General features: G+C 70.3%; 25 protein-coding genes. 14 read left to right on the forward strand and 11 right to left on the reverse strand.

Annotation, left to right across the window (positions count from 1 at the left end; translation table 11 throughout):
* Positions 1–17: 17 nt before the first annotated feature.
* Together KY469_09395 and KY469_09400 are read left to right on the forward strand one after the other, a co-directional pair.
* Positions 18–1,454: an NAD(P)/FAD-dependent oxidoreductase gene (locus tag KY469_09395; GenBank protein MBW3663299.1), complete on the forward strand. Its 1,437-nt coding sequence runs from the start codon at positions 18–20 to the stop codon at positions 1,452–1,454.
* Positions 1,445–2,674 (forward strand): GNAT family N-acetyltransferase, encoded by a 1,230-nt coding sequence (locus KY469_09400; GenBank protein MBW3663300.1) that lies wholly within the window; start codon positions 1,445–1,447, stop codon positions 2,672–2,674. Before KY469_09395 ends, KY469_09400 begins: the two co-directional genes overlap by 10 nt.
* An 8-nt stretch (positions 2,675–2,682) precedes the next feature.
* Here KY469_09400 and KY469_09405 read toward each other — a convergent pair whose 3' ends face one another.
* Positions 2,683–3,123 carry a pyridoxamine 5'-phosphate oxidase family protein gene (locus tag KY469_09405; GenBank protein ID MBW3663301.1) on the reverse strand — a complete coding sequence of 147 codons (441 nt, stop codon included), beginning with the start codon at positions 3,121–3,123 and terminating at the stop codon, positions 2,683–2,685.
* A 75-nt stretch (positions 3,124–3,198) separates the two neighbouring features.
* Between KY469_09405 and KY469_09410 the strand changes: the two genes are divergently transcribed.
* Positions 3,199–4,110, forward strand: a complete 912-nt coding sequence (locus KY469_09410) for a DUF2090 domain-containing protein (GenBank protein MBW3663302.1) — start codon at positions 3,199–3,201, stop codon at positions 4,108–4,110.
* Positions 4,111–4,122: 12 nt separating this feature from the next.
* Positions 4,123–4,326 carry a dodecin family protein gene (locus KY469_09415; GenBank protein MBW3663303.1) on the forward strand — a complete coding sequence of 68 codons (204 nt, stop codon included), beginning with the start codon at positions 4,123–4,125 and terminating at the stop codon, positions 4,324–4,326.
* Positions 4,327–4,329: 3 nt separating this feature from the next.
* Here KY469_09415 and KY469_09420 read toward each other — a convergent pair whose 3' ends face one another.
* Positions 4,330–5,208 carry a serine protease gene (locus tag KY469_09420; protein MBW3663304.1) on the reverse strand — a complete coding sequence of 293 codons (879 nt, stop codon included), beginning with the start codon at positions 5,206–5,208 and terminating at the stop codon, positions 4,330–4,332.
* A gap of 146 nt (positions 5,209–5,354) precedes the next feature.
* Here KY469_09420 and KY469_09425 point away from each other — a divergent pair, with 146 nt between their 5' ends.
* The 5 genes from KY469_09425 (at position 5,355) to KY469_09445 (ending at position 9,682) form a co-directional block, all read left to right on the forward strand.
* On the forward strand, positions 5,355–6,656 hold the full coding sequence (locus KY469_09425; GenBank protein MBW3663305.1) for an adenylosuccinate synthase: 1,302 nt from the start codon (positions 5,355–5,357) through the stop codon (positions 6,654–6,656).
* A 10-nt stretch (positions 6,657–6,666) separates the two neighbouring features.
* Positions 6,667–7,929 carry a phosphoribosylamine--glycine ligase gene (gene purD / locus KY469_09430; GenBank protein ID MBW3663306.1) on the forward strand — a complete coding sequence of 421 codons (1,263 nt, stop codon included), beginning with the start codon at positions 6,667–6,669 and terminating at the stop codon, positions 7,927–7,929.
* Positions 7,926–8,423 carry a 5-(carboxyamino)imidazole ribonucleotide mutase gene (gene purE, locus KY469_09435; GenBank protein ID MBW3663307.1) on the forward strand — a complete coding sequence of 166 codons (498 nt, stop codon included), beginning with the start codon at positions 7,926–7,928 and terminating at the stop codon, positions 8,421–8,423. Before purD ends, purE begins: the two co-directional genes overlap by 4 nt.
* Before the next feature lie 174 nt (positions 8,424–8,597).
* Complete coding sequence (locus KY469_09440; protein MBW3663308.1) at positions 8,598–8,756, forward strand: hypothetical protein; 159 nt, start codon at positions 8,598–8,600, stop codon at positions 8,754–8,756.
* Between the two features lie 23 nt (positions 8,757–8,779).
* Positions 8,780–9,682: a phosphoribosylaminoimidazolesuccinocarboxamide synthase gene (locus KY469_09445; GenBank protein ID MBW3663309.1), complete on the forward strand. Its 903-nt coding sequence runs from the start codon at positions 8,780–8,782 to the stop codon at positions 9,680–9,682.
* Between the two features lie 3 nt (positions 9,683–9,685).
* On the opposite strand, the gene KY469_09450 is transcribed toward KY469_09445, so the two are convergent.
* The gene (locus KY469_09450) at positions 9,686–10,051 is read right to left on the reverse strand and encodes a DsrE family protein (protein MBW3663310.1); all 366 of its coding nucleotides are present in this window, start codon (positions 10,049–10,051) and stop codon (positions 9,686–9,688) included.
* 131 nt (positions 10,052–10,182) lie between these two features.
* Here KY469_09450 and KY469_09455 point away from each other — a divergent pair, with 131 nt between their 5' ends.
* On the forward strand, positions 10,183–11,508 hold the full coding sequence (locus tag KY469_09455) for an ABC transporter substrate-binding protein (GenBank protein ID MBW3663311.1): 1,326 nt from the start codon (positions 10,183–10,185) through the stop codon (positions 11,506–11,508).
* Positions 11,509–11,605: 97 nt separating this feature from the next.
* On the opposite strand, the gene KY469_09460 is transcribed toward KY469_09455, so the two are convergent.
* The 7 genes from KY469_09460 to larB all read right to left on the reverse strand — a co-directional run bounded on the left by KY469_09460 (position 11,606) and on the right by larB (position 17,886).
* Positions 11,606–11,923: a hypothetical protein gene (locus tag KY469_09460; GenBank protein ID MBW3663312.1), complete on the reverse strand. Its 318-nt coding sequence runs from the start codon at positions 11,921–11,923 to the stop codon at positions 11,606–11,608.
* Positions 11,924–12,133: 210 nt separating this feature from the next.
* Positions 12,134–12,868 (reverse strand): ABC transporter ATP-binding protein, encoded by a 735-nt coding sequence (locus KY469_09465; GenBank protein MBW3663313.1) that lies wholly within the window; start codon positions 12,866–12,868, stop codon positions 12,134–12,136.
* A complete protein-coding gene (locus tag KY469_09470; protein ID MBW3663314.1) occupies positions 12,865–13,746 on the reverse strand; it encodes an ABC transporter ATP-binding protein in 882 nt (293 codons plus the stop codon). Before KY469_09470 ends, KY469_09465 begins: the two co-directional genes overlap by 4 nt.
* Positions 13,739–14,764 carry a branched-chain amino acid ABC transporter permease gene (locus KY469_09475; protein ID MBW3663315.1) on the reverse strand — a complete coding sequence of 342 codons (1,026 nt, stop codon included), beginning with the start codon at positions 14,762–14,764 and terminating at the stop codon, positions 13,739–13,741. The genes KY469_09470 and KY469_09475 overlap by 8 nt, the downstream gene beginning before the upstream one ends.
* Positions 14,764–16,038 carry a branched-chain amino acid ABC transporter permease gene (locus KY469_09480; protein MBW3663316.1) on the reverse strand — a complete coding sequence of 425 codons (1,275 nt, stop codon included), beginning with the start codon at positions 16,036–16,038 and terminating at the stop codon, positions 14,764–14,766. Before KY469_09480 ends, KY469_09475 begins: the two co-directional genes overlap by 1 nt.
* A 22-nt stretch (positions 16,039–16,060) precedes the next feature.
* Positions 16,061–17,233 (reverse strand): nickel pincer cofactor biosynthesis protein LarC, encoded by a 1,173-nt coding sequence (gene larC / locus KY469_09485; GenBank protein MBW3663317.1) that lies wholly within the window; start codon positions 17,231–17,233, stop codon positions 16,061–16,063.
* Positions 17,230–17,886 carry a nickel pincer cofactor biosynthesis protein LarB gene (larB, locus tag KY469_09490; protein MBW3663318.1) on the reverse strand — a complete coding sequence of 219 codons (657 nt, stop codon included), beginning with the start codon at positions 17,884–17,886 and terminating at the stop codon, positions 17,230–17,232. The genes larC and larB overlap by 4 nt, the downstream gene beginning before the upstream one ends.
* 83 nt (positions 17,887–17,969) lie before the next feature.
* Between larB and KY469_09495 the strand changes: the two genes are divergently transcribed.
* The gene (locus KY469_09495) at positions 17,970–18,491 is read left to right on the forward strand and encodes a DUF4446 family protein (protein MBW3663319.1); all 522 of its coding nucleotides are present in this window, start codon (positions 17,970–17,972) and stop codon (positions 18,489–18,491) included.
* Positions 18,488–19,396: a prephenate dehydratase gene (pheA, locus tag KY469_09500; GenBank protein ID MBW3663320.1), complete on the forward strand. Its 909-nt coding sequence runs from the start codon at positions 18,488–18,490 to the stop codon at positions 19,394–19,396. Before KY469_09495 ends, pheA begins: the two co-directional genes overlap by 4 nt.
* On the opposite strand, the gene KY469_09505 is transcribed toward pheA, so the two are convergent.
* On the reverse strand, positions 19,393–20,385 hold the full coding sequence (locus KY469_09505) for an SMP-30/gluconolactonase/LRE family protein (GenBank protein ID MBW3663321.1): 993 nt from the start codon (positions 20,383–20,385) through the stop codon (positions 19,393–19,395). The two genes, pheA and KY469_09505, sit on opposite strands and share 4 nt — an antisense overlap.
* Before the next feature lie 58 nt (positions 20,386–20,443).
* Between KY469_09505 and serS the strand changes: the two genes are divergently transcribed.
* Entirely contained in the window at positions 20,444–21,709 is a 1,266-nt protein-coding gene (gene serS, locus KY469_09510; protein MBW3663322.1) for a serine--tRNA ligase, read from the forward strand.
* A gap of 96 nt (positions 21,710–21,805) precedes the next feature.
* The coding region (locus KY469_09515) for a transglycosylase domain-containing protein (GenBank protein ID MBW3663323.1) at positions 21,806–24,417 on the forward strand (2,612 nt) is incomplete at its 3' end.

Genomic DNA, 24,417 nt, shown 5'->3' on the forward strand with positions numbered 1-24,417 from the left:
GTGAGCGTGGAGGCGACGTGAGCGAACGCTACGACGCGGTCGTCGTGGGCTCGGGGCCCAACGGGCTCACCGCCGCGGTCGCGCTGGCGCGCGCGGACCGTCACGTCCTGGTGCTCGAGGGGGCCGACACCGTGGGGGGCGGCACACGCTCCGCGGAACTCACGCTGCCGGGCTTCACCCACGACGTCTGTTCCGCCGCCCACCCGATGGGGATCTCGTCGCCGTACCTGCGCACGCTGCCGCTGGAGGAGCACGGGCTGCGGTGGCTGCACGCCGAGGTCCCCCTCGCGCACCCGCTCGACCACGGAGTTGCCGCCGTGATGCGCCGGGAGCTCGACGTCACGGCCGAGGGGCTCGGTGGTGACGGGGCGCCCTGGCGGCGCACGCTCGAGCCGTTCGTGCGTCGCTTCGACGCGCTGCTCGAGGACATCACCCGACCGATGGTGCAGATCCCGCGGCATCCCTTCCTGCTGGCCCGCTTCGGGCTGCTGGGACTGCGCTCGGCGGCGGGGATCGCCCGGCGCTTCCGCACCGACGGGGCACGTGCGCTGATGGCCGGCATCGCGGCGCACGCGGTCCTGCCGCTGGAGCACCTGCTGAGCGCGTCCGCCTTCCTCATGCTGGGCGCGGCAGGGCACGCGTACGGCTGGCCGGTCGCGGCAGGTGGCTCGCAGGCCATCGCGGATGCGCTGACCGCGCTGCTGCGCGACCTCGGCGGCCAGGTCCGCACCGGGGCGCCCGTGCGTACGATGGCCGACATCCCCCCTGCGGACGCCGTCGTGTTCGACACCAACCCGGCCCAGCTGCTGGCCATCGTGGGGGACGACGTGCCGAGCACCTACGCCAGACGGCTCCGGCGCTACCGCCGTGGGCCCGGCGCGTTCAAGGTCGACTACGCCCTTGACGGTCCGGTCCCGTGGCTCGCCGACGAGTGCGCCGGTGCCGGCACCGTCCACCTCGGCGGCACCTTCGAGGAGCTGACTCGCGCCGAGCGGGCGGTCGCACGCGGCGAGGTGGTCGACCGCCCGTTCGTGCTCGCGGTGCAGGCCAGCGCGGCGGACCCTTCGCGCGCCCCGGACGGCAAGCACACCCTGTGGACCTACTGCCACGTCCCCAACGGGTGGGACGGCGACGCGACCGACCGCATCGAGCGCCAGATCGAGCGTTACGCCCCTGGGTTCCGCGACCTCGTCCTCGCCCGACACGTGTTCCGCCCCGCCGACCTCGAGGCCTACAACCCCAACTACGTCGGAGGCGACTTCGCGGGCGGGGCGTCGGACGGTCTCCAGCTGTTCGCGCGTCCCGTGCTGTCACCGGACCCGTACGCCACGCCGATCGACGGCGTCTACCTGTGCTCGGCCGCGACGCCGCCTGGAGGTGGCGTGCACGGCATGGGCGGCTTCCACGCTGCGCGGTCCCTGCTCAAGCGTCAGGGGGGCAAGCGGTGGAGGTGATCACGCTCGCCGACGACCGCGCGCGGGAGTGGAGCCGTGCCTTCTACCACGCGTTCAGTGAGGTCGGGACGAAGGACGAGACCCTGGACGCGCTGACCTACTACGTCGATCCCGATCGGCGCTGGGGCGTGCTCGACGAGCGGGACCGCATCACGGGCACGTGTGGCGTGTTCGCCACCGACCTGGCCGTTCCCGGCGGACGCGTGCTCCCCTGCGCCGCCGTGACCGCCGTCGGTGTCCTGCCGACCCACCGCCGGCGCCGCATCGCGACCGCGCTCATGACCCACCACCTCCGCGACTCGAGGGATCGCGGCGAACCGGTGTCCCTGCTGGAGGCATCCGAGGCGACCATCTACCGCCGCTTCGGCTACGGCGCGGCGACGCTGCGGATGCGCGGCTCTGTGACTCGCGGCGGCTCCACCTTCGCCTCTCAGCGTGACGCGGTCGGAGACTTCGAGCTGTTGGCGGCGGTCGAGGCGAGCGAGGTGCTGCCGGCCCTCTACGACCACGCCCGCCGCGACCGGCCGGGCGAGATCGGCCGGACGGCGGGACTGTGGGCGGCGTTGTTCACCGACCCCGAGGAGGAGTACGGCGACGAGGGTCCCCGCCAGGACGTGGTGCACCGCGGCGCCGACGGCGAGCCCGACGGTTTCGTGACCTACCGCGTTAAGAGCAAGTGGGGTGACGCCATGTCGCAGGCGGTGCTGACCGTGGAGGAGATCCAGGCCGCCGACCCCAAGGTCGCTGCCGCGCTCTGGAGGTACGTGTTCGACATCGACCTGATGGCGACGGTCCAGAGCTGGTACCTCACGCCCGACGACCCGCTGCGGTGGCTGCTCGCCGATCCGCGCCAGCTGCGCTGCACCGCCCTCGCCGACGGCGAATGGATCCGGATCCTCGACCTCGAGGCGGCGCTGACCGGTCGCGGCTACCTCGCCGACGGCACGCTCGTCCTCGACATCCACGACCCCCTGTTCGATGACCTCGGGGGCACGTGGCGTCTCCACATCGAGGACGGCGTCGGCGCGGTCGAGCGCACCGCTACCCCAGCGCAGCTGCGGGTGGGGATCGACACGGTCGGGGCGCTCTACCTCGGTGGGATGAGCGCCCGCACCCTCGCCGACGCGGGTCGGATCGAGGTGCTCGATCCCGCCGCCGTCGTCAGCGCCGACCGGCTCTTCGCCGGCGAGCGGTACCCGCGCAACTCCACCGCCTTCTGACCGGCCCCTCACAGCTTGCGGAAGTCCCACGTGTTGACGCCGCCGCGGGGCGTGAGGCGCAGCCAGGTGTGATCGTCGTGACGCGGCATCGCCTGGCCTCCGAGGTACTTGTCCCCGATGCCCTGGCGCACCACGTCCCGCACGTCGTCCTCGTCGAGGAACGCGTGATCGACCCGCCCCGTCACGCCCCGCAGCTCGCCGTACTCGACGCCGTCGTCCACCACGAACGCCACCCTGGTCCCGGCCTCGAGTCGGGCCGTGCGTTTGGCGCGATCGAGGTTGTAGACCCAGATGACCTCGCCGTCCCACCAGAACCACACCGGCACCACCGCCGGCCAGCCGTCCTCGTCGACCGTCGCGATGCGCATCACCCGCTGCTCGCGCAGGAAGGTGTCGAGCTCGTCGCCGGTCATGCTGATGCGCGTCCGTGCCACCTGCCCACCTCCCATCGGCCCGAGCCTAGGAGCACGGCCCACTAGGCTGGGGCTCGAGCTGATGTCGCGACCCACCAGGAGACGACGACCATGACGCTGGGCTACGACGGCCGCCTGTTCATCCTCGCGTTCGACCACCGCGGCAGCTTCAAGAAGATGTTCGGCGTGACGGGTGACCCCACCGATGACGAGTACGCCAAGCTCCGCGACGCCAAGCGGATCGTCTTCGAGGGCTTCCAGGCCGCCCTCGACCAGGGCGTTCCGAGGGACGCCGCCGGCATCCTCGTCGACGAGGAGATGGGTGCCGACATCGCCCGCTCCGCCAAGGACCAGGGCATCCAGTTCGCGATGCCGGTCGAGAAGTCGGGCCAGCCGGTCTTCGACTTCGAGTACGGCGAGGACTTCGGCAAGCACATCGAGGACTTCGACCCAACCTTCTCGAAGGTGCTGGTGCGCTGGAACCCCGGCGATCCCCAGGAGGAGAAGGACGAGCAAGGCCCGCGGTTGAAGCGCCTCGGCGAGTGGCTGCACGACAACGACCGCAAGTACCTGTTCGAGCTGCTCGTCCCCGCGACCGATGCCGACCTGGAACGCGTGGGCGGCGACAAGGACCGCTACGACCGTGAGGTGCGGCCCGAGATCACCATCCAGACGATCGAGCAGATCCAGGCTGCCGGCGTCGAGCCCGACATCTGGAAGATCGAGGGTCTCGACCGCCAGGAGGACTGCGAGAAGCTCGCCGAGACGATCCGTCGCGACGGGCGTGATGGCGTCATCGCGGTCGTGCTCGGGCGGGGCGCCGACACCGAGCGGGTGGACCACTGGCTGCGGATGGGAGCCCCGGTCGACGGCTACAACGGCTTCGCCATCGGTCGCTCCATCTGGTCCGACGAGGTCAAGGCGCACCTCGCGGGTGACAAGACGCGTGAGGAAGCCACGGCGGCCATCGGTGCCAACTTCAAGCGCTTCATCGACGTCTACAACGGCACCGAGGGGTCCTGACGGGAGGGCAACATGGCGGTCATCAAGACCATCGACCTCGTGGGGGTGTCGAACGAGTCGTGGCGGGACGCTGCGGCTCAGGCGCTCGACGAGGCGGCGAAGACGATCCGGGGGATCGAGGGCTTCCACGTCCTCGACACGTCAGCGGTCGTCAAGGACGGCGACATCGCCGAGTACCACACCCACATCCGCATCAGGTTCCGACTGGAGCGGTGACGGTCACACCCCGTCGTCGACGTTCGCGAGCGGGGCGGTCTGCAGGAACAGATCCACGAGCCCGAGCTTCGACTGGGCGCGGTCGGCCTGCGGCCCCAGGCGGGTGATCGAGATGATTCCCGCGTCCACGGCATCCGTCCGGACGCTCGTGAATACGCCACCGCCGACCAGTACGCCCACGGCTTTGCCGTCCTGGGTGATCACGGGGCTGCCGGAATCGCCGTAGATCGCTGGCCCCGTTGCGAACACGTGGTCGCTGCTGGCCATCGACCCGGCCCAGTGGGTGCGGCCCGGGATGGTCGAGCCGTAGATGTCGCCCTGGCCGCTCTGGCGGAGCGTGACGGGCTGCTTGACGATGTCGCGACTGAGGCTGACCGGCCCGCCCCAGTGGCACATCTGGGCACTGGCTTCGACGCCGCTGTCCAGGCGGATGAGCGCGAAGTCCTTGGGGTCCTTGAGGATGGCGTACACCACGCTGCCGATGCGGTTGCCGGCCGCGTCGCGGGCCACCGGGCCGGAGCTGGCTGACCACGTCTGCTCGACGTTGTCCGCGCCCTCGTCGAACACGCAGTGCCCGGCGGTGCCGATGTAGCGCCCGGCGAAGACCCTCTTATCCTTGACGATGCGCCACCCCTCGAACAGGAAGTTCATGGTGCAGCCGCCGCCGCCGATGACCACGCGGGCGCCGGGTCGGACCCCCGGGCAGGGCCCGGTCTCGACCGGCATCGTCTCCATCACCTCGGCGGGGACCGGGGCGATGAGCGAGCAGTCGCGGCCATCCAGCGTCCACGCCCACGGATCGGCTGCGGGCGGGACGGCAGCCAGGCTGGCGGCCGCAGCGAGCGCCGCAGCGACGGTCGCGACCGTGCGACGCAGCGTCATCCGGGCTCTCCCCTCCTGCCGAGGAGGGTTTCGACGTCGGGATGGCCGGTCCCTGCCCGTTCGCAGGCGGATGTGCGGCTCCGTTACGCTCCACTCGAGTCGCTCCGTCGCCCCGCCCGTCAGCCACCAGGTCAGAAGGTCCGTTCGTGCCCGCGACCATCATCGTCGGAGCCCAGTGGGGCGACGAGGGCAAGGGAAAGGCCACCGACCTGCTGGCCGACCAGACCGATCTCGTCGTGCGCTACCAGGGCGGCAACAACGCCGGCCACACCGTCATCGTGGGTGACGAGGTCTTCAAGCTGCACCTCATCCCCTCGGGAGTGCTCTACCCCCACGTCACGCCGATCATCGGCGACGGCGTGGTCGTCGACCCCGCGGTCCTGCTGCACGAGCTCGAGGAGCTCGACGCGAAGGGGATCGACGCGAGCCGACGCCTGCGCGTCAGCGGCAACGCGCACCTGATCATGCCCTACCATCGCGAGCTCGATCTGCTCATCGAACGGCGGCTCGGCAGTGCCAAGCTCGGCACGACCAAGCGCGGCATCGGCCCCGCCTACGCCGACAAGGCCGCACGGGTGGGGCTGCGCTTCCAGGACCTGTTCGACGAGAACATCTTCCGCCAGAAGCTCGAGGCCGCCCTCGAGCTCAAGAACCAGATGCTGTCACGGCTGTACAACCGGCTGCCGATGGACGCGACCGAGATCGCCGACGAGTACCTCGGCTACGCCGACAGCCTCCGGGACCAGCTGGCCGACACGACCGCGCTGATCCACGAGGCGCTCGAAGCCGGACGCGGCGTCATCCTCGAGGGAGCCCAGGGCACGCTGCTCGACCTCGACCACGGCACCTACCCCTTCGTGACGTCATCCAACCCGGTTGCGGGCGGGGCGCTGACGGGCGCGGGCATCGGGCCTCGCCACGTCGACCGCGTGATCGGGATCACCAAGGCCTACATCACGCGCGTGGGGTCGGGGCCCTTCCCCACCGAACTCGACGGCGACATCGCCGAGCGGATGGTACGCACCGGCGGTGAGTACGGCACGACGACCGGCCGGCGTCGCCGGGTCGGATGGTTCGACGGGGTCCTCGCTCGCTACGCGACGCGGGTCAACGGTCTCACGGACATCTTCCTCACCAAGCTCGACGTCCTGAGCGAGTTCGACACCATCCGGGTCGCCGTCGCCTACCGGTACGAGGGCGAGCAGTACGAGCACTTCCCGCCTCACCAGACCATCTTCCACCACGCCGAGCCGGTGTACGTCGACCTGCCCGGTTGGCGCACCGACATCACCGAGGTGCAGACCTACGAGCAGCTGCCGCCGGAAGCTCGGTCTCTCGTCGAGTTCATCGAGGACCAGGGGAGGGTCCCGGTCTCGTGGGTGTCGGTCGGCCCCAAGCGGTCGCAGACGCTCGAACGGGTCGCTGCGCCGGTCGGCCTGTCGAGCTGAGGAGTCCCAGGTGCGTGTCCTGGTCGTGGGCGGTGGGGGGCGCGAACACGCCCTCGCCTGGCGGCTGGCCACCAGCGCATCGGTCACCAGCGTCGAGACGGCACCGGGGAACGCCGGGACGGACCAGCTCGGCCCGACCCACCCCATCGACACCACGTCCCCACACGAGGTCGCCGGACTCGCCGAACGCCGGGGCGCTGACCTCGTCGTCATCGGACCGGAGGCACCGCTCGTGGCGGGCGTCGCCGACGAGTTGCGACGTCGCGCGATCCCCGTGTTCGGTCCTTCCGCGGACGCGGCCCGCATCGAGGGCTCCAAGGCGTACGCCAAGGACGTGATGGCGGCGGCGGGCGTCCCGACGGGGTCGTACGGCGCCTTCACCGATGCCGCGGCGGCGAAGGAGACGCTCGAGGGGTACGCGCCACCCTACGTCGTGAAGGCCGACGGGCTCGCGGCGGGCAAGGGGGTGCGCATCTGCCCCACGCTGGACGAGGCCCACCGGGCCGTGGACGACGCGATCGTGCACCAGCAGTTCGGCGAGGCGGGTTCGCGGGTCGTCATAGAGGAGTACCTCGACGGCCCGGAGGCCTCCGTCTTCGGCATCGCCGCCGGCCGCGAGGTCGTGCTCCTGTCCCCGTCCCGCGACTTCAAGCGCGCTCTCGATGGCGACGGGGGGCCCAACACCGGCGGCATGGGTGCCTACACACCCCTCCAGGATCTCCCGGAGCCAGCCGCTCTGGTCGACCTCGTCTTCCGCCCCGTGCTCGCGGAGCTCGCGGAGCGCGGGACGCCGTACCACGGCCTGCTCTACGCCGGTCTGGTCCTGACCGCGACCGGCCCACAGGTCCTGGAGTTCAACTGCCGGTTCGGCGATCCCGAGACGCAGGTCGTGGTCCCGCGTATCGCCGGTGACTTCGGCGAGGTGCTGCGCACCGCGGCCGACGGCGACGTCTCGGGCCTTCACATCGACACGCACGAGGACGCGTTCGTCACGGTCGTGCTCGCCTCCGGCGGGTACCCCGAGGCGTACGAGACCGGGCGCCGCATCGACGGTCTCGACGACGCCGGAGGGGTCGCCGGCGCGACGGTCTTCCACGCTGGGACGCGCCGTGAGGATGGCGACATCGTCACCGCCGGTGGTCGTGTCCTCGCCGTCACGGGCCGGGGGCTCGACGTCGCATCGGCTCGTGCGACCGCCTACGAGGCGGCTGACCACATCCGCTGGCCCGGCCAGCATCGACGCAACGACATCGCACAGGAGGTAGCAGGATGACCCAGGCTCAGGTCGGCATCGTCATGGGTTCGAAGACCGATATGCCGGTGATGGAGAAGGCGGCGAAGCTGCTCGAGGAGTTCGGCGTCGAGCACACCATCGACGTCATGTCGGCACACCGTCAGCCGCGCACGGTGTCGGAGTGGGCGTCCAGCGCGGCCGAGAACGGCTACCGCGTGCTGATCGCGGGGGCGGGGCGCGCCGCCCACCTCCCCGGAGTCGTGGCGGCTCACACGACCCTGCCCGTCATCGGCGTCCCGTGCCTGTCCGATCACCTCGGTGGCGCCGACGCCCTCTACTCGATCGTGCAGATGCCCTCCGGCGTGCCGGTCGCGACGGTGGGGATCGACAACGCCAAGAACGCGGCGCTGCTCGCCATCCAGATCCTCGCACTGTCCGACGACGAGCTCGCCAGCAAGCTCGCCGATCACAAGGCCGAGCAGGCCGGCGAGGGCCCTGCCTCCGATCGCAAGCTCGGCTTCCAGGTCGACTAGCGCCCCGCCTGTTGCCCGTAACCCCCGTATCCGGTGGTTCTGGGGGGCTGGGACGGGTCGCGCGTCCCGCCTGTTGCCCGTAACCCCCGTATCCGGTGGTTCCCGGCGTGGGGCGCGCGGCCGGGGTGGCCACGGTGACACCGTAACCGAACCCGACCTCGAGCGTTGGTGATGGTGACCGAGCAGAGGGCCGCCACCGTGGGGAAGCTGAGCATCCTACGCAAGCGCCGTCGCGAGGCGCAGCGCCGCGAGCGCGAGCGTCGCGAACGGGAGCTGGCAGCGCGCTACGGGGCGCTGAAGGTCATCAGCCTCGAACCGGGCCAGCGCTCGTAGGTAAGCTCGCGCCACCCGCTGCGATGGAGTTCCTCTTGGCGCTCGAAGGCCTCAGCCACGTCCGTTCCGGCAAGGTCCGCGATCTCTACGACGCCGGGGCCGACCGGCTCCTCCTGGTCGCCTCCGACCGCGTCTCGACCTACGACGTGGTCCACCCCACGCCCATCCCGGACAAGGGCAGGGTCCTGACCGGGGTCGCCGCGTTCTGGTTCGATCGGACCGGGGACATCGTGCCCAACCACCTCCTGTCGACCCGTCTGGCAGACCTGCCGGCAGAGGCGCAGCCCCACGCCGACTTCCTCCGCGGTCGCACGATGCTCACCCGCCGGGTCGACATCGTGCCGTTCGAGTGCGTCGTTCGCGGCTACCTCGTCGGCTCCGGCTGGAAGGAGTACCAGCGCGACGGGTCGGTCTGCGGCATCACGCTGCCGGAGGGACTACAGGAGGCGAGTCGCCTCGACGAGCCGATCTTCACGCCCGCGACCAAGGCCGAGGAAGGCCACGACGAGAACGTGTCGTTCGAGCGCATGGTCGACGACCTGGGAGATGCTCTCGCGAAGCAGCTCCGTGACCTGTCGCTGCAGCTGTACGAGGCTGGCAACGATCTCGCTCGCGACCGCGGCATCATCCTGGCCGACACCAAGTTCGAGTTCGGCCTGCTCGACGGCGACATCGTGTTGGCGGACGAGGTCATGACGCCGGACTCGTCGCGCTACTGGCCCGCTGACGCGTGGCAGCCCGGTAGCAACCCTCCCAGCTTCGACAAGCAGTTCGTTCGCGACTACGCCGCCTCGACCGGCTGGGACAAGACGCCGCCCGCTCCCGAGCTCCCCGACGACATCGTCACGCGGACGCGCGAGAAGTACCTCGAGGTATTCGAGCGCCTGACCGGCGAGCCGCTCGACGACTGGCTCGCGCGGCGGTGATCGTCAGGTCAGAGTGATCGACCGCGCACCCGCGATGATCGCCTCGACGATGCGTGCGGCGCCCACGATCACCGCCCCCTCGCGCAGGTCGCCCTCGTCGATGTCGCGGGGCGTGGTGCATGCGGAGCAGAGCCACAGCTCGCCTCCGCTCGCGAGGAACGCGTCCACCAGATCGGACAGAGGTGGCATCTGCGGGGCCGTCACGCCCTCAGCGCCGTCGGGGGTTCCGAACCAGACCGCGTCCAGGGTGCACACGACGGTGGCGCGCTGGCCGCTCGCCGCGGCGACGCTCGCGGCGATGAGCGGCACCGTGGCCCGTTCGGGCTCGTCGGCGCCTGCGGTGCAGTGGAACAGCAGTAGCTCGCTCACAGCATCCCTCCCGGGAGGCGGCGAGCGTAACCCGAGTAGCCAGCCTCCTACCGTTGTCGTAGGATGCGTCTCGCACGGACGGAGGGAACCCCTCCCACCCGGGAACTATCCACCATGACAGGGGAGAACCCATGCAGCGCAACAGATGGCTCCGCGTGCTCGCGGCCGTCGGTGCCGCGGCGCTCCTCGCCACCGCTTGCGGTGGCGATGACGATGCCGTCACCGATCCGACGGCCACCGGCACCGAGACCCCGACCGACGACATGACGGCCGAGCCCACCGCGACCGAGACCGCGCTCGAGACGGGTGCCAACGTCGACGGCACGCTCAAGATCGGCACGGTCCTGCCGCAGACCGGTGACCTCGCGGTCCTCGGCCCGGCGATGATCGAAGCCGTCAAGCTCGCCGTCTCGCAGATCAACGAGGCCGGCGGCGTGCTGGACACCAACGTCGAGCTCGCCGAAGGTGACTCGGGCACCAACGAGGACGTCGCCAACGACACCGTCGATCGTCTCGTGCAGTCCGAGAACGTCGATGCGCTGATCGGTGCCGCGTCGTCCCGGGTCACGCTGTCGATCATCGACAAGGTGACCGGTGCCGGCATCGTCGAGTGCTCGCCGTCCAACACGGGTTCGTCACTGACGACCCACGAGACGGACGTGCCGGGCTTCTACTTCCGCACGGCGCCCCCGGACAACCTCCAGGGCCCAGCGCTCGCTGACGTCATCCTCGGTGATGGACACGCCAACGTCGCGATCGTCGCGCTGAACGACGAGTACGGTCAGGGCTTCGCCGGCTTCCTCGAGGAATCGCTCACCGCTGGCGGTGCAACCATCGTCGCCAACGTCGCCTACGACCCCGCGGGTGCCGACTTCTCCGCGGACGTGCAGACGGTCGTGGATGCCTCCCCCGACGCCGTGGCGCTCATCAGCTTCCCGGAGACCGGGACGCCGATCATCCAGGGCCTGCTCGAGGGCGGTATCGCTGCCGATCAGATGTACACCGCTGACGGCATGCAGGACAACTCCGTCATCGAGAGCGTCGCCCCGGGCGACCCGGCAGCGCTGAACGGCATGAAGGGCACCGCTCCCTCCTCGCAGGGCTCGGAGGCCTTCCAGACGGCGTTCACCGAGTTCGCCCCGCCGGACACGCCGCAGATCTTCTCGGCGCACGCCTACGACTGCGCGATCATCATCTCGCTGGCGGCGCAGGAGGCAGGCAGCGATGACCCGACCGTGTTCCACAACAACATGGTTGGCATCACGAGGGACGGTGAGGCCTGCATCGACTTCGCCTCCTGCAAGGAGGTCATCGACGCCGGCGGCGACCCCGACTACGACGGTGCCTCCGGGCCCGGCGAGTGGGTCGACGAGGGCGAGCCCGCCGCGGGCACCTACGAGGTGTGGGAGTTCCGCGACGGCGAGGTGGCCACGCTCGACACGGTCGACGTCGGCTGAGTCACGCATCACACGGAAGGGCCCGGCGCGAGCGCCGGGCCCTTCTGCTGTGCCCTTCGCAACCGGGTCACCATACGGCGACCACGAGCGGCGAGGTCTACCTGCCCCGCCCCGATGCCTTCCTGGCCACCGGCTTGCGTGGAGCCGACTTCTGCGGGGCGGCTTCCTTCGGCCCGGGCTTGGCGGAAGCGCCCTTGACGTCGGACGCCTTGGCGGCGCGTCCTGCCCCGGATGCCTCCTTCTTGGTCGGCGTGGCGGCCTTCTTGCTGGCCGCCTTCTTCGGACCGACCTTCTCGACGGCTGGCTTCGCCGCCTTCTTCGGAGCCGCCTTCTTGGAACCCGCCTTCTTGCTGGCGGCCTTCTTCGAAGCGGCCTTCTTGGGCGCGGCCTTCTTCGCCGCCTTCTTCTGCGCCACGGCGTCCCTCCCGGCCGGTGTGGATGTGGCGAGCGCGGAACTCTACGCCGGGTTAGCAGCGCAGGAACCGGACTTCCGGGCGGTGTGCGACCTGCGCGCACGGGGCCGAGGCCCTGGTCCCCATGCGCCCCGAGGGCGCGAGACCGCGCTCTCGCGCGCGGGTGGATCTCGACACGCTGGATCGACGGCGCGGATGCGCCGTCGCCAAGATCAGTCGACCTGCGCGAGCGTGCCAAGGTAGAGATCGATGACCTTGGCGTCGTGGAGCAGTTCCTCTCCGGTGCCGGTGTAGGCGTTCTGGCCCTGGTCGAGCACGTACCCACGATCGCAGATCTGCAGGCACCGGCGGGCGTTCTGCTCCACCATGATGATGCTCACGCCGGTCGCGTTGATGTCGCGGACGCGCGTGAAGACCTCGTCCATGTTCCCCGGCGACAATCCCGCGGACGGCTCATCGAGCAGCAGGACGGTGGGATCGGTCATCAGCGCCCGACCCATCGCGACCATCTGGCGCTCGCCCCCCGACAACGAGCCAGCTCGTTGCTTACGACGGTCGGCCAGCAGCGGGAACAGGTCGGCGACGTACGTGAAACGATCCTCAAACAGCTCGGGGCGCAGGTACGCACCCATCTCGAGGTTCTCCTCGATGGTCAGGCTCGGGAACACGTTCGCCGACTGCGGGACGTACCCGACACCGTGGGCGACCAGCTCGTGCGCCTCGAGGCTGGTGATGTCCTGGCCATCGAGCGAGACGGACCCCTCGCGGATGCTGACGAGGCCGAACAGCGCCTTGACGAGCGTCGATTTGCCGGCACCGTTGGGCCCGATGATCCCCACCAGCTCGCCCCGACCGAGTTCGAGCTCGCAGCCTCGGAGGATGTCGACCCCGGGGATGTAGCCGGCGACGATGCCCTTGGCCTCGAGCAGCAGCTCGTGGTCGCTCATGCCCCGTCCTCCTCCTCCATCGCCGTGGCCGCAACGCCCGGGTCGGCGGTGGCTTTCTCACCGTGCTCGCCGCCGAGGTAGGCGTCGATGACCGCGGGGTTGCCGGCGATGGATCCCGGCGGGCCCTCCGCGATGATCCGGCCCTCGGCCATGCACACGACCCAGTCGCTGATCTCCTGCACGACGTCCATGTCGTGCTCGACGAAGACAATGCTCATCCCCTCGTCGCGCAGGGACTGCACATGTCCCAGCAGCGACTGCGTCAGCACGGGGTTCACGCCGGCCATCGGTTCGTCGAGCATCACCAGCTCGGGGCCGACCATCAGCGCACGGGCCATCTCGAGCAGCTTGCGCTGCCCGCCCGACAGGGTCCCCGCGTACTCGCCCCGCATGTGATCGAGCTGGAAGCGTTGGAGCAGCTCGTCGGCTCTCACCTCGGTGTCGTCCTCGTAACGGCGCCACAGCGGCGGGAAGAGCGAGCCGAGGAAGCGCTCGCCGGGGTTCTTCGGCGCCCCCAGCTTCATGTTGTCGAGCACGTTCATCCTCGACAGCGACTTCGTGAGCTGGAACGTCCGCACCATCCCCGCGTGCGCGACCCTGTGTGCGGGCATCCGTGACATCGCGCGGCCGTTGAACTCCCACGTGCCGCGGTCGGGCGTGTCGAACGCGGTCATCAGGTTGAAGAACGTCGTCTTGCCCGCCCCGTTGGGGCCGATCAGCGCCGTGATGATGCCGCGCTGGATCTCGAGGTGGTCCACGTCGACCGCGACCAGACCACCGAACGAGCGGCGCACCTTGTCGACGACCAGGATCGGATCCGGCTTGGGGACGCCCGGCTCAGGAGCGACGCCAGCGAGCGGAGCGGCGGTGTCAGGCATCGAGCAGCATCTCCTCGCGGCTCCCGAAGATGCCTTGCGGTCGGAAGGCCATCAGCAGCATCAGGCCCAGACCCACCAACGCGAAGCGCACCGCGGGGATCTGTTCCGGTGGCACGAGCCAGGCCGGTATCCAGCCGTGGCCGACCCCCTCTCGGAGCACCCCCTCGATGCCCTGGATGAGGAACCAGAAGATGATGGCCCCCACGATCGGGCCCAGGATCGTGCCCGGGCCGCCCAGGATCAGCACGGCGTAGACGAAGAACGTGAAGATCGGCAGGAACGAGTCCGGGTTGATGCTCTGTTGCGACAGGGCGCGCATGGATCCCGCGAGCCCACCGATGACGCCGCCCACGATCAGGCTCTGCATCTTGTAGCTGAACACGTTCTTGCCCAGGCTGCGCGCCGCGTCCTCGTCCTCGCGGATCGAGCGGATGACCCGGCCCCACGGGCTGCGCGTGAGCTGCCACATGAACAGGCTCGTGACGAGCACGAGCAGCCACGTGACCAGCACGACCCAGATGGCGTTGGGGCTGAACAGCGACCTGCCGAGCACCGAGAAACCGCTGTCGAAGGGGTTGTTGAGGTAGAAGCCGTCGGAGTACTTCTGCACCCCGAACACCCCGCGCGTAACCGGTTGGGCTACCCCCGAGCGGAACAGCAACCTCAGGATCTCGGAGATCGCGATGGTGACGATCGCGAGGTAGTCCGCACGCAGGCGCAGCGTCGGAAGGCCCAGCATCAGGGCGAGCAGGACGGCGAGGCCCATGCCGACGACCACGCCGACGAACAGCGATCCCGATCCGACCGTGACCAGTCCGAAGACCTCGAAGGAAGAGTTGTCGGTGGCGACGAGCGCGGTCCCGTACGCGCCGACCATCAGGAACGCGACGTGACCGAAGTTGAGCAGGCCCGTGTACCCGAAGTGGAGGTTGAGACCGACGGCTGCGAGCGCGAACACCGCCCCGTTGACCCCGATGGCGGATCGGAGTGCGTCGACGATCACCTGCACGACGTCCATCAGCCGATCCTCTCCTTGCGACCCAGCAGCCCCTGCGGCCGGACCAGCAGGACGATCACCAGCACGAGGAAGGCGAACACGAGCTTCAACTCGACCGAGAACCAGAACGTGCTCACCTCGGAAGCCAGCCCGACGATCAATCCGCCGACCATCGCCCCGTACGCGGTTCCGATCCCCCCGACGATCACACCGGCGAACATCAGCAGCAGCAGCGCGAAGCCCATGTCGAACGACACCGCCGCGGTGGTGAGGCCCTGGAAGACGCCTCCCAGGGCGGCGAGCGCGCCGCCGGCGACCCAGGTAGCGAGGATGACCTTCTTCACGTCGATACCCGACGACTCGGCGAGGTCACGGTTGTCCGCGACCGCCCGCATCGCGGTGCCCAGCTTTGTGCCCTGCAGCAACAGACCGACCGCCCCCAGGACCAGCAGCGACAGGGCGATCACCGCCCAGTCGCGGGGCGCGAGGCTGAACGGCCCGATCGTCAACGGGGTCGTCTGGATGGCGTACTCGCGGTACCGCTGGGGGTTCACCCCGAAGTACATCTGGATGACGTGTCGGATGAAGAAGCTGAGGCCGATCGTGATCACCAGGAGCGCGATCAGCCCGGTCTTGCGCCGCCGGAGGGGTCGGAACAGCCCGTACTCCAGCGCGGCGCCCGTGGCGCCACCGATCACGAGAGCGATGACCGTCGCGAGGATCAGGGGTAAGCGGAGCCAGCCCACGTTGAACAGCCACGCGGTGATCGCCCCGATGCTCACCAGCTCGCCGTGTGCGAAGTTCACCAGCCCGGTGATACCGAAGATGAGCGACAGGCCGATCGAAACCATGGCGATGATCGAGCCGAGCTTGATCCCGTTCAGTGCCAGGTTCAGGAACCTCTGGATGGTCCCGATCCCGCCGCCGGCCTCCCCACCCTCGAGCGGGAACAGCACCCCGCGCGATTGGCCGGCCGCGACCTCGGCTTCCTTGGAGAACTCGTCGTCGCGGACGGTGAACCCCTCGGGGAGGGTCTCGGGGTCGACCGAGACCACGTACGTCCCCGGCTCCGGCACCGGGACGCTCCAGTTCCCGCTCTCGTCGGTCGTCGTCTCGCCGACGGGCTCGCCGTCGGTCGTCTCGACGGTGATGAAGGCGCCCTCGACGGGATCGGGACCTGCCCGCAGCGTGCCGCGTATCGTCTCGCCGCCATCCTGGCCGAACGCCGGGAGCACGAGGAGCAGCAAGTAGCCGAGGACCACCACCGCGAGCACGGCGACGCGTGACGCTCGCACGGTTGCTGCCTCGGTCAGGGGGTCAGGTTCCGCGGGAGTCTAGGCCACGAGCACGCGCGCGGGAGGTCGCTTCGGCGGCGATCTCACGAGCGGGACGCCCGGTCGCATCTGCGGCCGCGCGCACGTCGTCAGCCTCCGGCGCCACGTTGACCACCACGTCGCCGTCGCGAGCGACCTTCACGCGGACCGCGTGGCCGTCGATCTCGACCTCGATCCACTCGCGGTCGAGCGCACGCTTGCTCACCGGGTACCAGCGCGCCCCGATGGTCGTCGACTCGCGGAAGAGCACGGACTGGAGCCGGCCGAGGTCGGCCTGATCTCCCAGCGCCGACAGGGTGTAGCCCGGCCGCCCCTTCTTCATGAGGACGGGCGTCGCCCAAGCGTCGTGCGCCCCCGCCTCGCGCAACCGATCGAGGACGATGGGGACGAGTTCGGGGCTGAGGTCGTCGACGGTGGCCTCGAGGATCACCGTCGTGTGCTGCTCGGTACCGACGAGCAGGCGCAGAACGTTGGGGTGCTCGAGGTCCCGGCCGCCCGCTCCCACCCCGACGGCCTCGAGTCGCAGCGTCGGCATCGCGGCCACGGGCCTGGTCAGCTCCGCGAGGAGCGCCGCGCCCGTCGGCGTCGTGAGCTCGTGGCCGGCCGGGCCGCCGGTGACGACGCGGTCGCGCAGCAGTTGCGTCACGGCCGGGGGCGGCACCGGCAGCGTGCCGTGCATCGTCTCGACCGTGCCGCTTCCGACGGCGATGGGTCCGCAGGTGAGGCGTTCGAGGCCGAGATCGACGACACCGGCGCACGTCCCCAGGATGTCCGCGATGGCATCGAGCGAGCCGACCTCGTGGAACTCGATCGCGTCGACGTCGACGTCGTGCACCGCTGCCTCGGCACGCGCGAGGCGTTCGAACGCGTCGCGCGCCCGGGTCCGGACCTGCTCCGGCAGGTCTGCGTCGGCGAGCATCGTGCGGATGTCGTGCCACGTACGTGCGGGCGGGGCGTCCTCGGGGGCGTGGACCCGGACCGCGGTCGCGGCCACCCCCGCTCGCCTCACCCGTGCCACGGACAGGCGCACGGCGCCGGCCCCGAGGGCATCGACCGCCGCCTGGATGGCCTCGATGGACGCCCCGGCACCGACCAGGGCCCCCAGCCACATGTCGCCGGAGGCTCCGGAGGCCGCGTCGACGTACGCGACCCTCATGCTCGCGTCCGCAGGATGCGCCGGGCCACCATCGCCGCCCCGAACCCGTTGTCGATGTTCACCACGGCGATCCCCGGGGCGCACGACGTCAGCATCCCCAGGAGTGCGGCCAGGCCCTCGAACGCCGCGCCGTACCCCACGCTCGTGGGGACCGCGATGATGGGACGGTCCACGAGTCCGCCGACCACTGACGGCAGGGCGCCCTCCATCCCCGCCACCACGACGACCACGTCGGCATCGGCCAGCCGGTCCCGCGCGGACAGGACCCGGTGGACGCCGGCCACGCCGACGTCGGTGATGACGTCGGCCTTGATCGCGAACGCCTCGAGGACGGTCGCGCACTCCCGGGCCACCGGCAGGTCGGAGGTCCCGGCACTCACCACCGCCACCGTCGCGGTGGGCGGCCCTGGTTCCGCACGGGCAACGACTACACGCCCGACCTCGTCGACGCGCGCATCGGGGATCGCGGACCGCAACGCCACGACGTGCTCGGCAGAGACCCGTGTCGCGAGGACGGGCGTCTCGGTGCTGGCGAGTAGCGAGGTGACCGCGCGGACGCACTGGTCGGGGGTCTTACCCTGGGCGAACACGACCTCTGGCTCGCCCGTGCGTGCCGGCCGGGTCGGGTCGAGGTACAGGTCGTCGTGGTCCATGCGGGCGATCGTAGGACGCCGGTAGGCTCGCGGCGCCACGGCTCCGTGGCGCGAGATGTCGAGTCTTCGAGACGAGGTGGCGGGTGACGCTGTCCGACGGCACGCTCAGCATCCTGGTCGTCGTCGCCCTGATCCTGATCCTGCTGTTGATCGCGATCGTGGTGCTGCTGTCCGCACGACTGCAGCGACTGCACCGGGCACACGACGCCGCCCTGCGCCCCGGCGAGAGCGTCCTGGAAGCGGTCGCGCGACAGCAACGGGACCTCGGGGCGCTGCGTCAGGACGTCGTCGTCGTGCACGACAACACCGAGCACCTGCGTGAGCTGCTCCGCGGCACCCTCTCGAGGGTCGGTGTGGTGAGGTACGACGCGTTCGCCGACATGGGCGGGGCGCTGTCGTTCTCGGCCGCCCTCCTCGATGAGCACCTCGACGGGGTCGTGATCAGCGCCATCAACGGTCGCACCGAGACCCGGACCTACGCCAAGCCGATCCGCGCCGGCGATTCCGAGTACAACCTCTCGCCGGAGGAGCTCGCGGCGCTCGAGGCGGCCGCGACCGGCAAGCCGCCCGGCGCCCCCAGCAAGCCCGGGAAGCGGCGCCGGTGACGGTCGCGTACCTCGGTCCGGCGGGCACGTTCACCGAAACCGCCGCCCGCCTCCTCACCGGAGGCGAGGACGAGCTCGATCCGCGCGACGACATCACCGATGTGCTGGCGGCGGTCGAGTCGGGCGAGGTCGAGCGCGGGCTCGTCCCGATCGAGAACACGCTCGAGGGTTCGGTCACGGCGACGCTGGACGCCTTGGCCTTCGACCACGACCTGCTGATCGAGGCCGAACTCGAGCTACCGGTGACGCTCGTCTGTGCCGGGCGGGCGGGCACGACCCTGGCGACCGCGACCGTCGTGCGCTCGCATCCGGTCGCGCTGTCAGCGTGTCGACGCTGGCTCACGCACAACGCCCCGTCCGCGGAGCGCATCGCCTCCGCTTCGACCGCACGGGCAGCCGAACAACTGGCTGACGGCGAGCTCGCCATCGTCAACCCGCTCGCGGCGGAGCGCTACGACCTCGAGGTCCTCGCCAGCAACATCGCCGATCATCCCGGGAACTCCACCCGGTTCGTCGTGGTCGGCAAGCGCGTCCCGCCCTCGACGGGGTGGGACAAGACCTCGACGGTCGTGTTCATCGAGGAGAACCGGCCCGGGGCGCTGCTGCAGTTGCTCGAGATCTTCGCCGAGCGTGACCTCAACCTCACCAAGATCGAGTCGCGGCCGACGAAGGCCGAGCTGGGCAACTACTGCTTCTTCCTCGACGTCGAGGGCCACCTCGCCGACGAGCGGGTGGGCGACGCGCTGGCGGCGGCGAAGCGCACCCATCGAGACGTCAAGATCCTCGGGTCGTACCGCCGCTCCGGCGCTCGACGGACGGATGAGGCTGCGCGCATCGCGGCTGACGACGAGGCCTACCGGTCGGCGGCGACGTGGCTCGCCGCGTGGCGCGACCGCATCGGCTAGGTCGGGCGGACCTCCTCCAGGCGGACCCGTGCCAGGGCGTCCTGGTCGATCGACGCCAGGTAGAGCCAGCCATCGTGCTCGCGCACACCGGTGATCTTGGCGTAGCCGCCGTCGGGATCCTGCAGGCTGCGTAGCAGCCGACCGTCGCGGTCGAACGCGAGGACGTGGCCGTAGAAGGTCTCGTCGGGTCGGAGGGACTCGGGCAGGTTCCACACCAGCTTGCGTACCAGCGGGAACGACGCGAGCCGGTCCAGCCGGGTGTCGCGTGGGTTGGCGAGCGCGCACCAGACCGTGCCGTCATCGCTGGTGGTGAGATTGTCGGGGAAGCCGGGGAGGTTCTCGGCGAACGTGTCGCGCTGCCCGGCTCGATCGCCGGCGAGCCACAGCCGGGTGATGCGGTACTCGGACGTCTCGGCCACGAGCACGAAGGTCTCGTCGGGGTCCATGGTCACGCCGTTGGCGAACGCGAGGTCGCGGAGCAGCAGGCGCGTCTCGCCGTCCCTCGTCGCGAACAACCGACCGGTCCTTCGGTGCTCGAGGAAGTCGCCCAGGTAGTCCTGGAAGTCCCACCGCGTGGTCGAGTCGCTCCAGTAGATGGTGCTGTCGGACGCGCAGTGCGGGTTGTTCGCGAACCGGATCCGCTCGCCCTCGAAGGTGGCGCACAGCACCTCGACGGCACCGCCGTGATCCACCCGGAGCAGCCCGCGCGTCGTGTCGCACACGATGAGGTTGCCGTCGCGATCGAAGTCGAGCCCGTGGGGCTTGCCGCCGGTGTCGGTGAACACCTCCGGACCCTCGCCGTCGGACGACCAGCGCACGATGCGCCCGTCCTCGAGCCCGGTGTAGATGCGGCCGTCGGGGTCGACCGCGATGTCCTCGGGGCCGTGCCCTCCCGTGGGCCAGAGTTGGGGGTCGGCGAGAGCGTCGTTGCGGGCGAGCAACCCCTTGGGCGGAGGGGCCTTCGGGGCGCGCCACTTGACCGGGTCCACCTCCGCTGCCCTCCCGTCGACGAGGACGAGCCTAACCACTGGGTAGCCTGCCCAGCCGATGATCGACGTGCGCCTGCTCCGTGACGATCCCGACCGCGTGGCCGCTGCGCTGGCGCGTCGGGGGATCGGTCGCGTCGAGGTGGACGAGCTCGTCGAGCTCGACGAGCGGCGACGCTCGCTCATCGCCGCGGTCGAGGGTGCGCGCGCGGAGCAGAACGCGGCGTCGAAGTCGATCGGCAAGGCGTCGCCCGACGAGCGCGCGGGCATGATCCAGGCGGCTGCCGAGCTGAAGGACCGCGGCGCCCAGCTCGAGACCGAGCTGGCCGGCGTCGAGACGGACTTCGAGACGCGGCTCGCCGGCATCCCCAACCTCCCCGACGCCGCTGCACCCGAGGGCGGCGAGGGCGAGGGCGTGGTCATCAAGACCGTCGGCGACCGGCCCGCGTTCGACTTCGACCCACGCGACCACGTCGACCTCATGGAGCCGCGGGGCGCCGTCGACCTCGAACGGGGCGCGAAGGTCAGCGGTGCCCGGTTCGCCTACCTCAAGGGCGACGGTGCGCTGCTCGAGTTCGCCCTGGTCCGCTACGCCATCGACGTGGCGGTCGAGCACGGTCACGTCCCAGTCGTCCCGCCCGTGCTCGTGCGTGAGGAGGCGATGTACGGCACCGGGTTCTTGCCGACGGACGAGCAGCAGCTGTTCCGCACCGACGAGCGCGATGACCTCTACCTCACCGGCACCGCCGAGGTGGCGCTCGCCGCGCTGCACCTCGAAGAGATCCTCGATCCGGCGGCCCTCCCCATCCGGTACGTCGGGTTCTCGACCTGCTTCCGTCGGGAGGCGGGTACCTACGGCAAGGACACGCGCGGCATCTTCCGGGTCCACCAGTTCGACAAGGTCGAACTCTTCTCGTTCGTCGAGCCCGAGCGCTCGACGGAGGAGCACGAGCGTCTGCTCGCGATCGAAGAAGCGTTGATGACCGGGCTCGGCCTGCACTACCAGGTGGTGGACATCCCGGTGGGTGACCTCGGGGCGTCGGCGGCGCGCAAGTTCGACCTCGAGGCGTGGCTGCCGGGCCAGCAGGCCTACCGCGAGCTGACCTCGTGCTCCAACACGACCGACTACCAGGCGCGCCGGCTGCGGTGCCGGGTGCGGCGGGGCGAGGGCGAGACCGAGTTGGTCCACACCCTCAACGGCACCGCGCTCGCGGTCGGTCGCACGATCATCGCGTTGGTCGAGACGCACCAGCTCGCCGACGGGGCGGTCGCGGTGCCCGAGCCGCTGCAGCCCTACCTCGGCCGCGACCGGATCCTCGAGCCCTGACGCCGGCCCCCGTCCGCATGGAGGTGGTTGCCGCCACCCTGCGCCACGTCGCGGTGACACCTTGTCCCGGCCGTCCCGGGTTGGGGGTCTGACACCGTGTCGCTCGTGCGCCTGCTCGCCGCCGTGATCGCCATCGCGGGGCTGCTGGGAACGGCGACCGTGCCCGGGCTGCTCACCGTCGACCAGACGCTGGCAGCAGCGTCCGAGACGCTCGACGAGATGGGCACCCTGCCAGAGGAGTTCTCGCCGCTCGCGGTGCGCTCGCGGGTCCTGGCCGCGGACGGCTCCGAGATCGCGATCCTCGCCGGCCCCGAGAACCGCATCACGGTGCCGTTGGACGCCATCCCGGACGTCACCCGCGACGCGGTCCTGGCTGCCGAGGACTCCGACTTCTACGAGCACAGCGGCGTCGACCACGACGCCATCATCCGCGCCCTGGTCGCCAACGTCGCCGAAGGCCGGGTTGAGCAGGGTGGCTCGACCATCACCCAGCAGTACGTGAAGAACACCCTGCTGACCCCCGATCGGACCCTCGAGCGCAAGCTGCGCGAAGCCGTCACCTCCACCCGACTCGAGGCGGAGCTGACCAAGGACGAGATCCTCGAGCGCTACCTGAATCTCGCGTACTTCGGCAACGGGGTCTACGGCATCGCGACGGCCGCGGAGTTCTACTTCTCGAAGAACGTGAGTGACCTCGACGCCCCGGAGTCGGCGCTCCTGGCCGGTCTGATCCGCGCCCCCGAGGGGCTCGACCCCACCGTGGTCCCGGAGCGTGCCCGCGAGGTGCGCGACGCCGTGCTCCGCATGATGGGGGCACTGGGCCACCTCGAAGCCGACGAGGTCGACGCCGCGATCGCCACCGATCTGGGGCTGCAGCTGAAGCCTCTGCCACCGCCACAGCACCCGTTCTTCCTCGAGTACATCAAGAAGCTGCTCCTGGAGCACCCCGCGCTGGGCGAGACCCGTGAGGAACGGGCGAACGTGCTCTTCGGCGGCGGGTTGACCATCCAGACCACGCTCGATCCGGTGCTCCAGGGCCACGCGCACGCCGCCATCACCGAGAACCTCGACGACCCCGTCGCCGACCCACTCGCAGGGATCGTCAGCATGCAGCCGGGCACGGGTCGGATCCTCGCGATGGCGGGCGGCCCGAAGACCTTCGGCGACTGCGCGCCGGACGAGGACCCGTGCACGAGGACGAAGGTCAACGCGCTCGTACCCGGGCTGGGCTCGTCGGGGCGGCAGGTCGGATCGTCGTTCAAGCCGGTCGTGCTCGCCGCGGCGCTGGATGCGGGGATCCCGACGTCGTGGCACACCAGCACGCACTCGGGGCAGACCATCGAGGACTGCGGGGCGCCGGGCGAGCCGTGGAAGCCGGTCAACTACGGCGGTGGTGGTGGTGGGACGCTCGACATGGTCAACGCCATCCGCAAGTCCAGCAACGTCTACCACGCCAAGCTGACCGCCGAGATCGGTCCCCAGACGGTCGTGGACATGGCGAGCCAGCTCGGTATCCGGACGCCACTGCAGCCGTTCTGCTCGCTGGGGCTCGGGGCGCAGGACCTGTTCCCGCTCGACATGGCCACCGCCTTCGCCACCTTCGCAGCCGAGGGTGTGCGCTGCCTGCCTCTGGCCATCACCGAGGTCCGTGACCGCACGGGTGAGGTGGTCATCCGCGACGAGCCGCAGTGCGAGGAGGTGCTCGATCCCGAGATCGCCCGGCAGATCTCCACGATGCTGCAGAAGGTCGTGGAGAGCGGTACCGGTACGGGTGCAAGGATCGGCCGCCCCGTCGCGGGCAAGACGGGTACGACCAACGACTGGCGGGACGCGTGGTTCGTGGGCTACACGCCCCAGCTCGCGACCGCGGTGTGGATGGGCTACGAGCAACCCTCCCCGATGCGCGGGATCCTCGGCTACCGCACCATCACCGGCGGCACCGTCCCCGCGTCGATGTGGGCGACGTTCATGTCGGCCGCGCTCGAGGGTGTCGAGGTACTGCCGCTGCCCGACGAGCGCCTCAGGCGCTGGGTCCCGCCGCCTCCACCCCCACCCCCACCCGGGCCGCTGCCTCCTCCGCCGCCCCCGCCCGGCGGGGAGCCGCCGCCTCCGCCCCCTCCGCCGCCGCCGGTGCCGCCGGTCGGTCCCGGTCCGTGTGGCGACGCGGGGGCGGCGGGGTATCTGCATCCGGCCAAGATCCGGGTCTCGCGTGCCCAGGTGTTGCGTAGCGATCGTCGCCTGGATGTGTTTGCGCCGATCACCTCGCGGGCGCGGGGCGCCGAGGTCAAGGTCACCTATCAGGGCGACAACCGCCGAGATACCTTCGAGGCTGAGGTGACCCCGGGTGGCGGTGCGTTGGATCACATCCGTTTCAAGGAGCCGATCACGCGGGGTCAGGCGCGCCTGGGCACGGGGATCGTGAATTTGAACTATCTGGGTGACGCGGATACGCGTCCGGAGCTCGTGCGCCTGCGCGCGGCCTCCCAACGCGCGGAGCTCGACGTCGACGAGATCAGCCTGGTCGGCGATCGCCTGTCCGGCCAGGGCAGCGTGACCGACCGCGCAAAGGGCATAGTGCGCTTCCGTTACTCCTACGTGGCCCCTGACGGGTCACCCAAGGTCCATGAGGCGCGGGCAAAGATCAAGGACAACGGTGACTGGGAGCTGGAGAACGACGAGGTTCCGGCGCAGCTGGCGCAGTGTGGGGG

It is taken from the genome of Actinomycetota bacterium (assembly GCA_019347575.1).
GTDB lineage: Bacteria > Actinomycetota > Nitriliruptoria > Nitriliruptorales > Nitriliruptoraceae > JAHWKY01.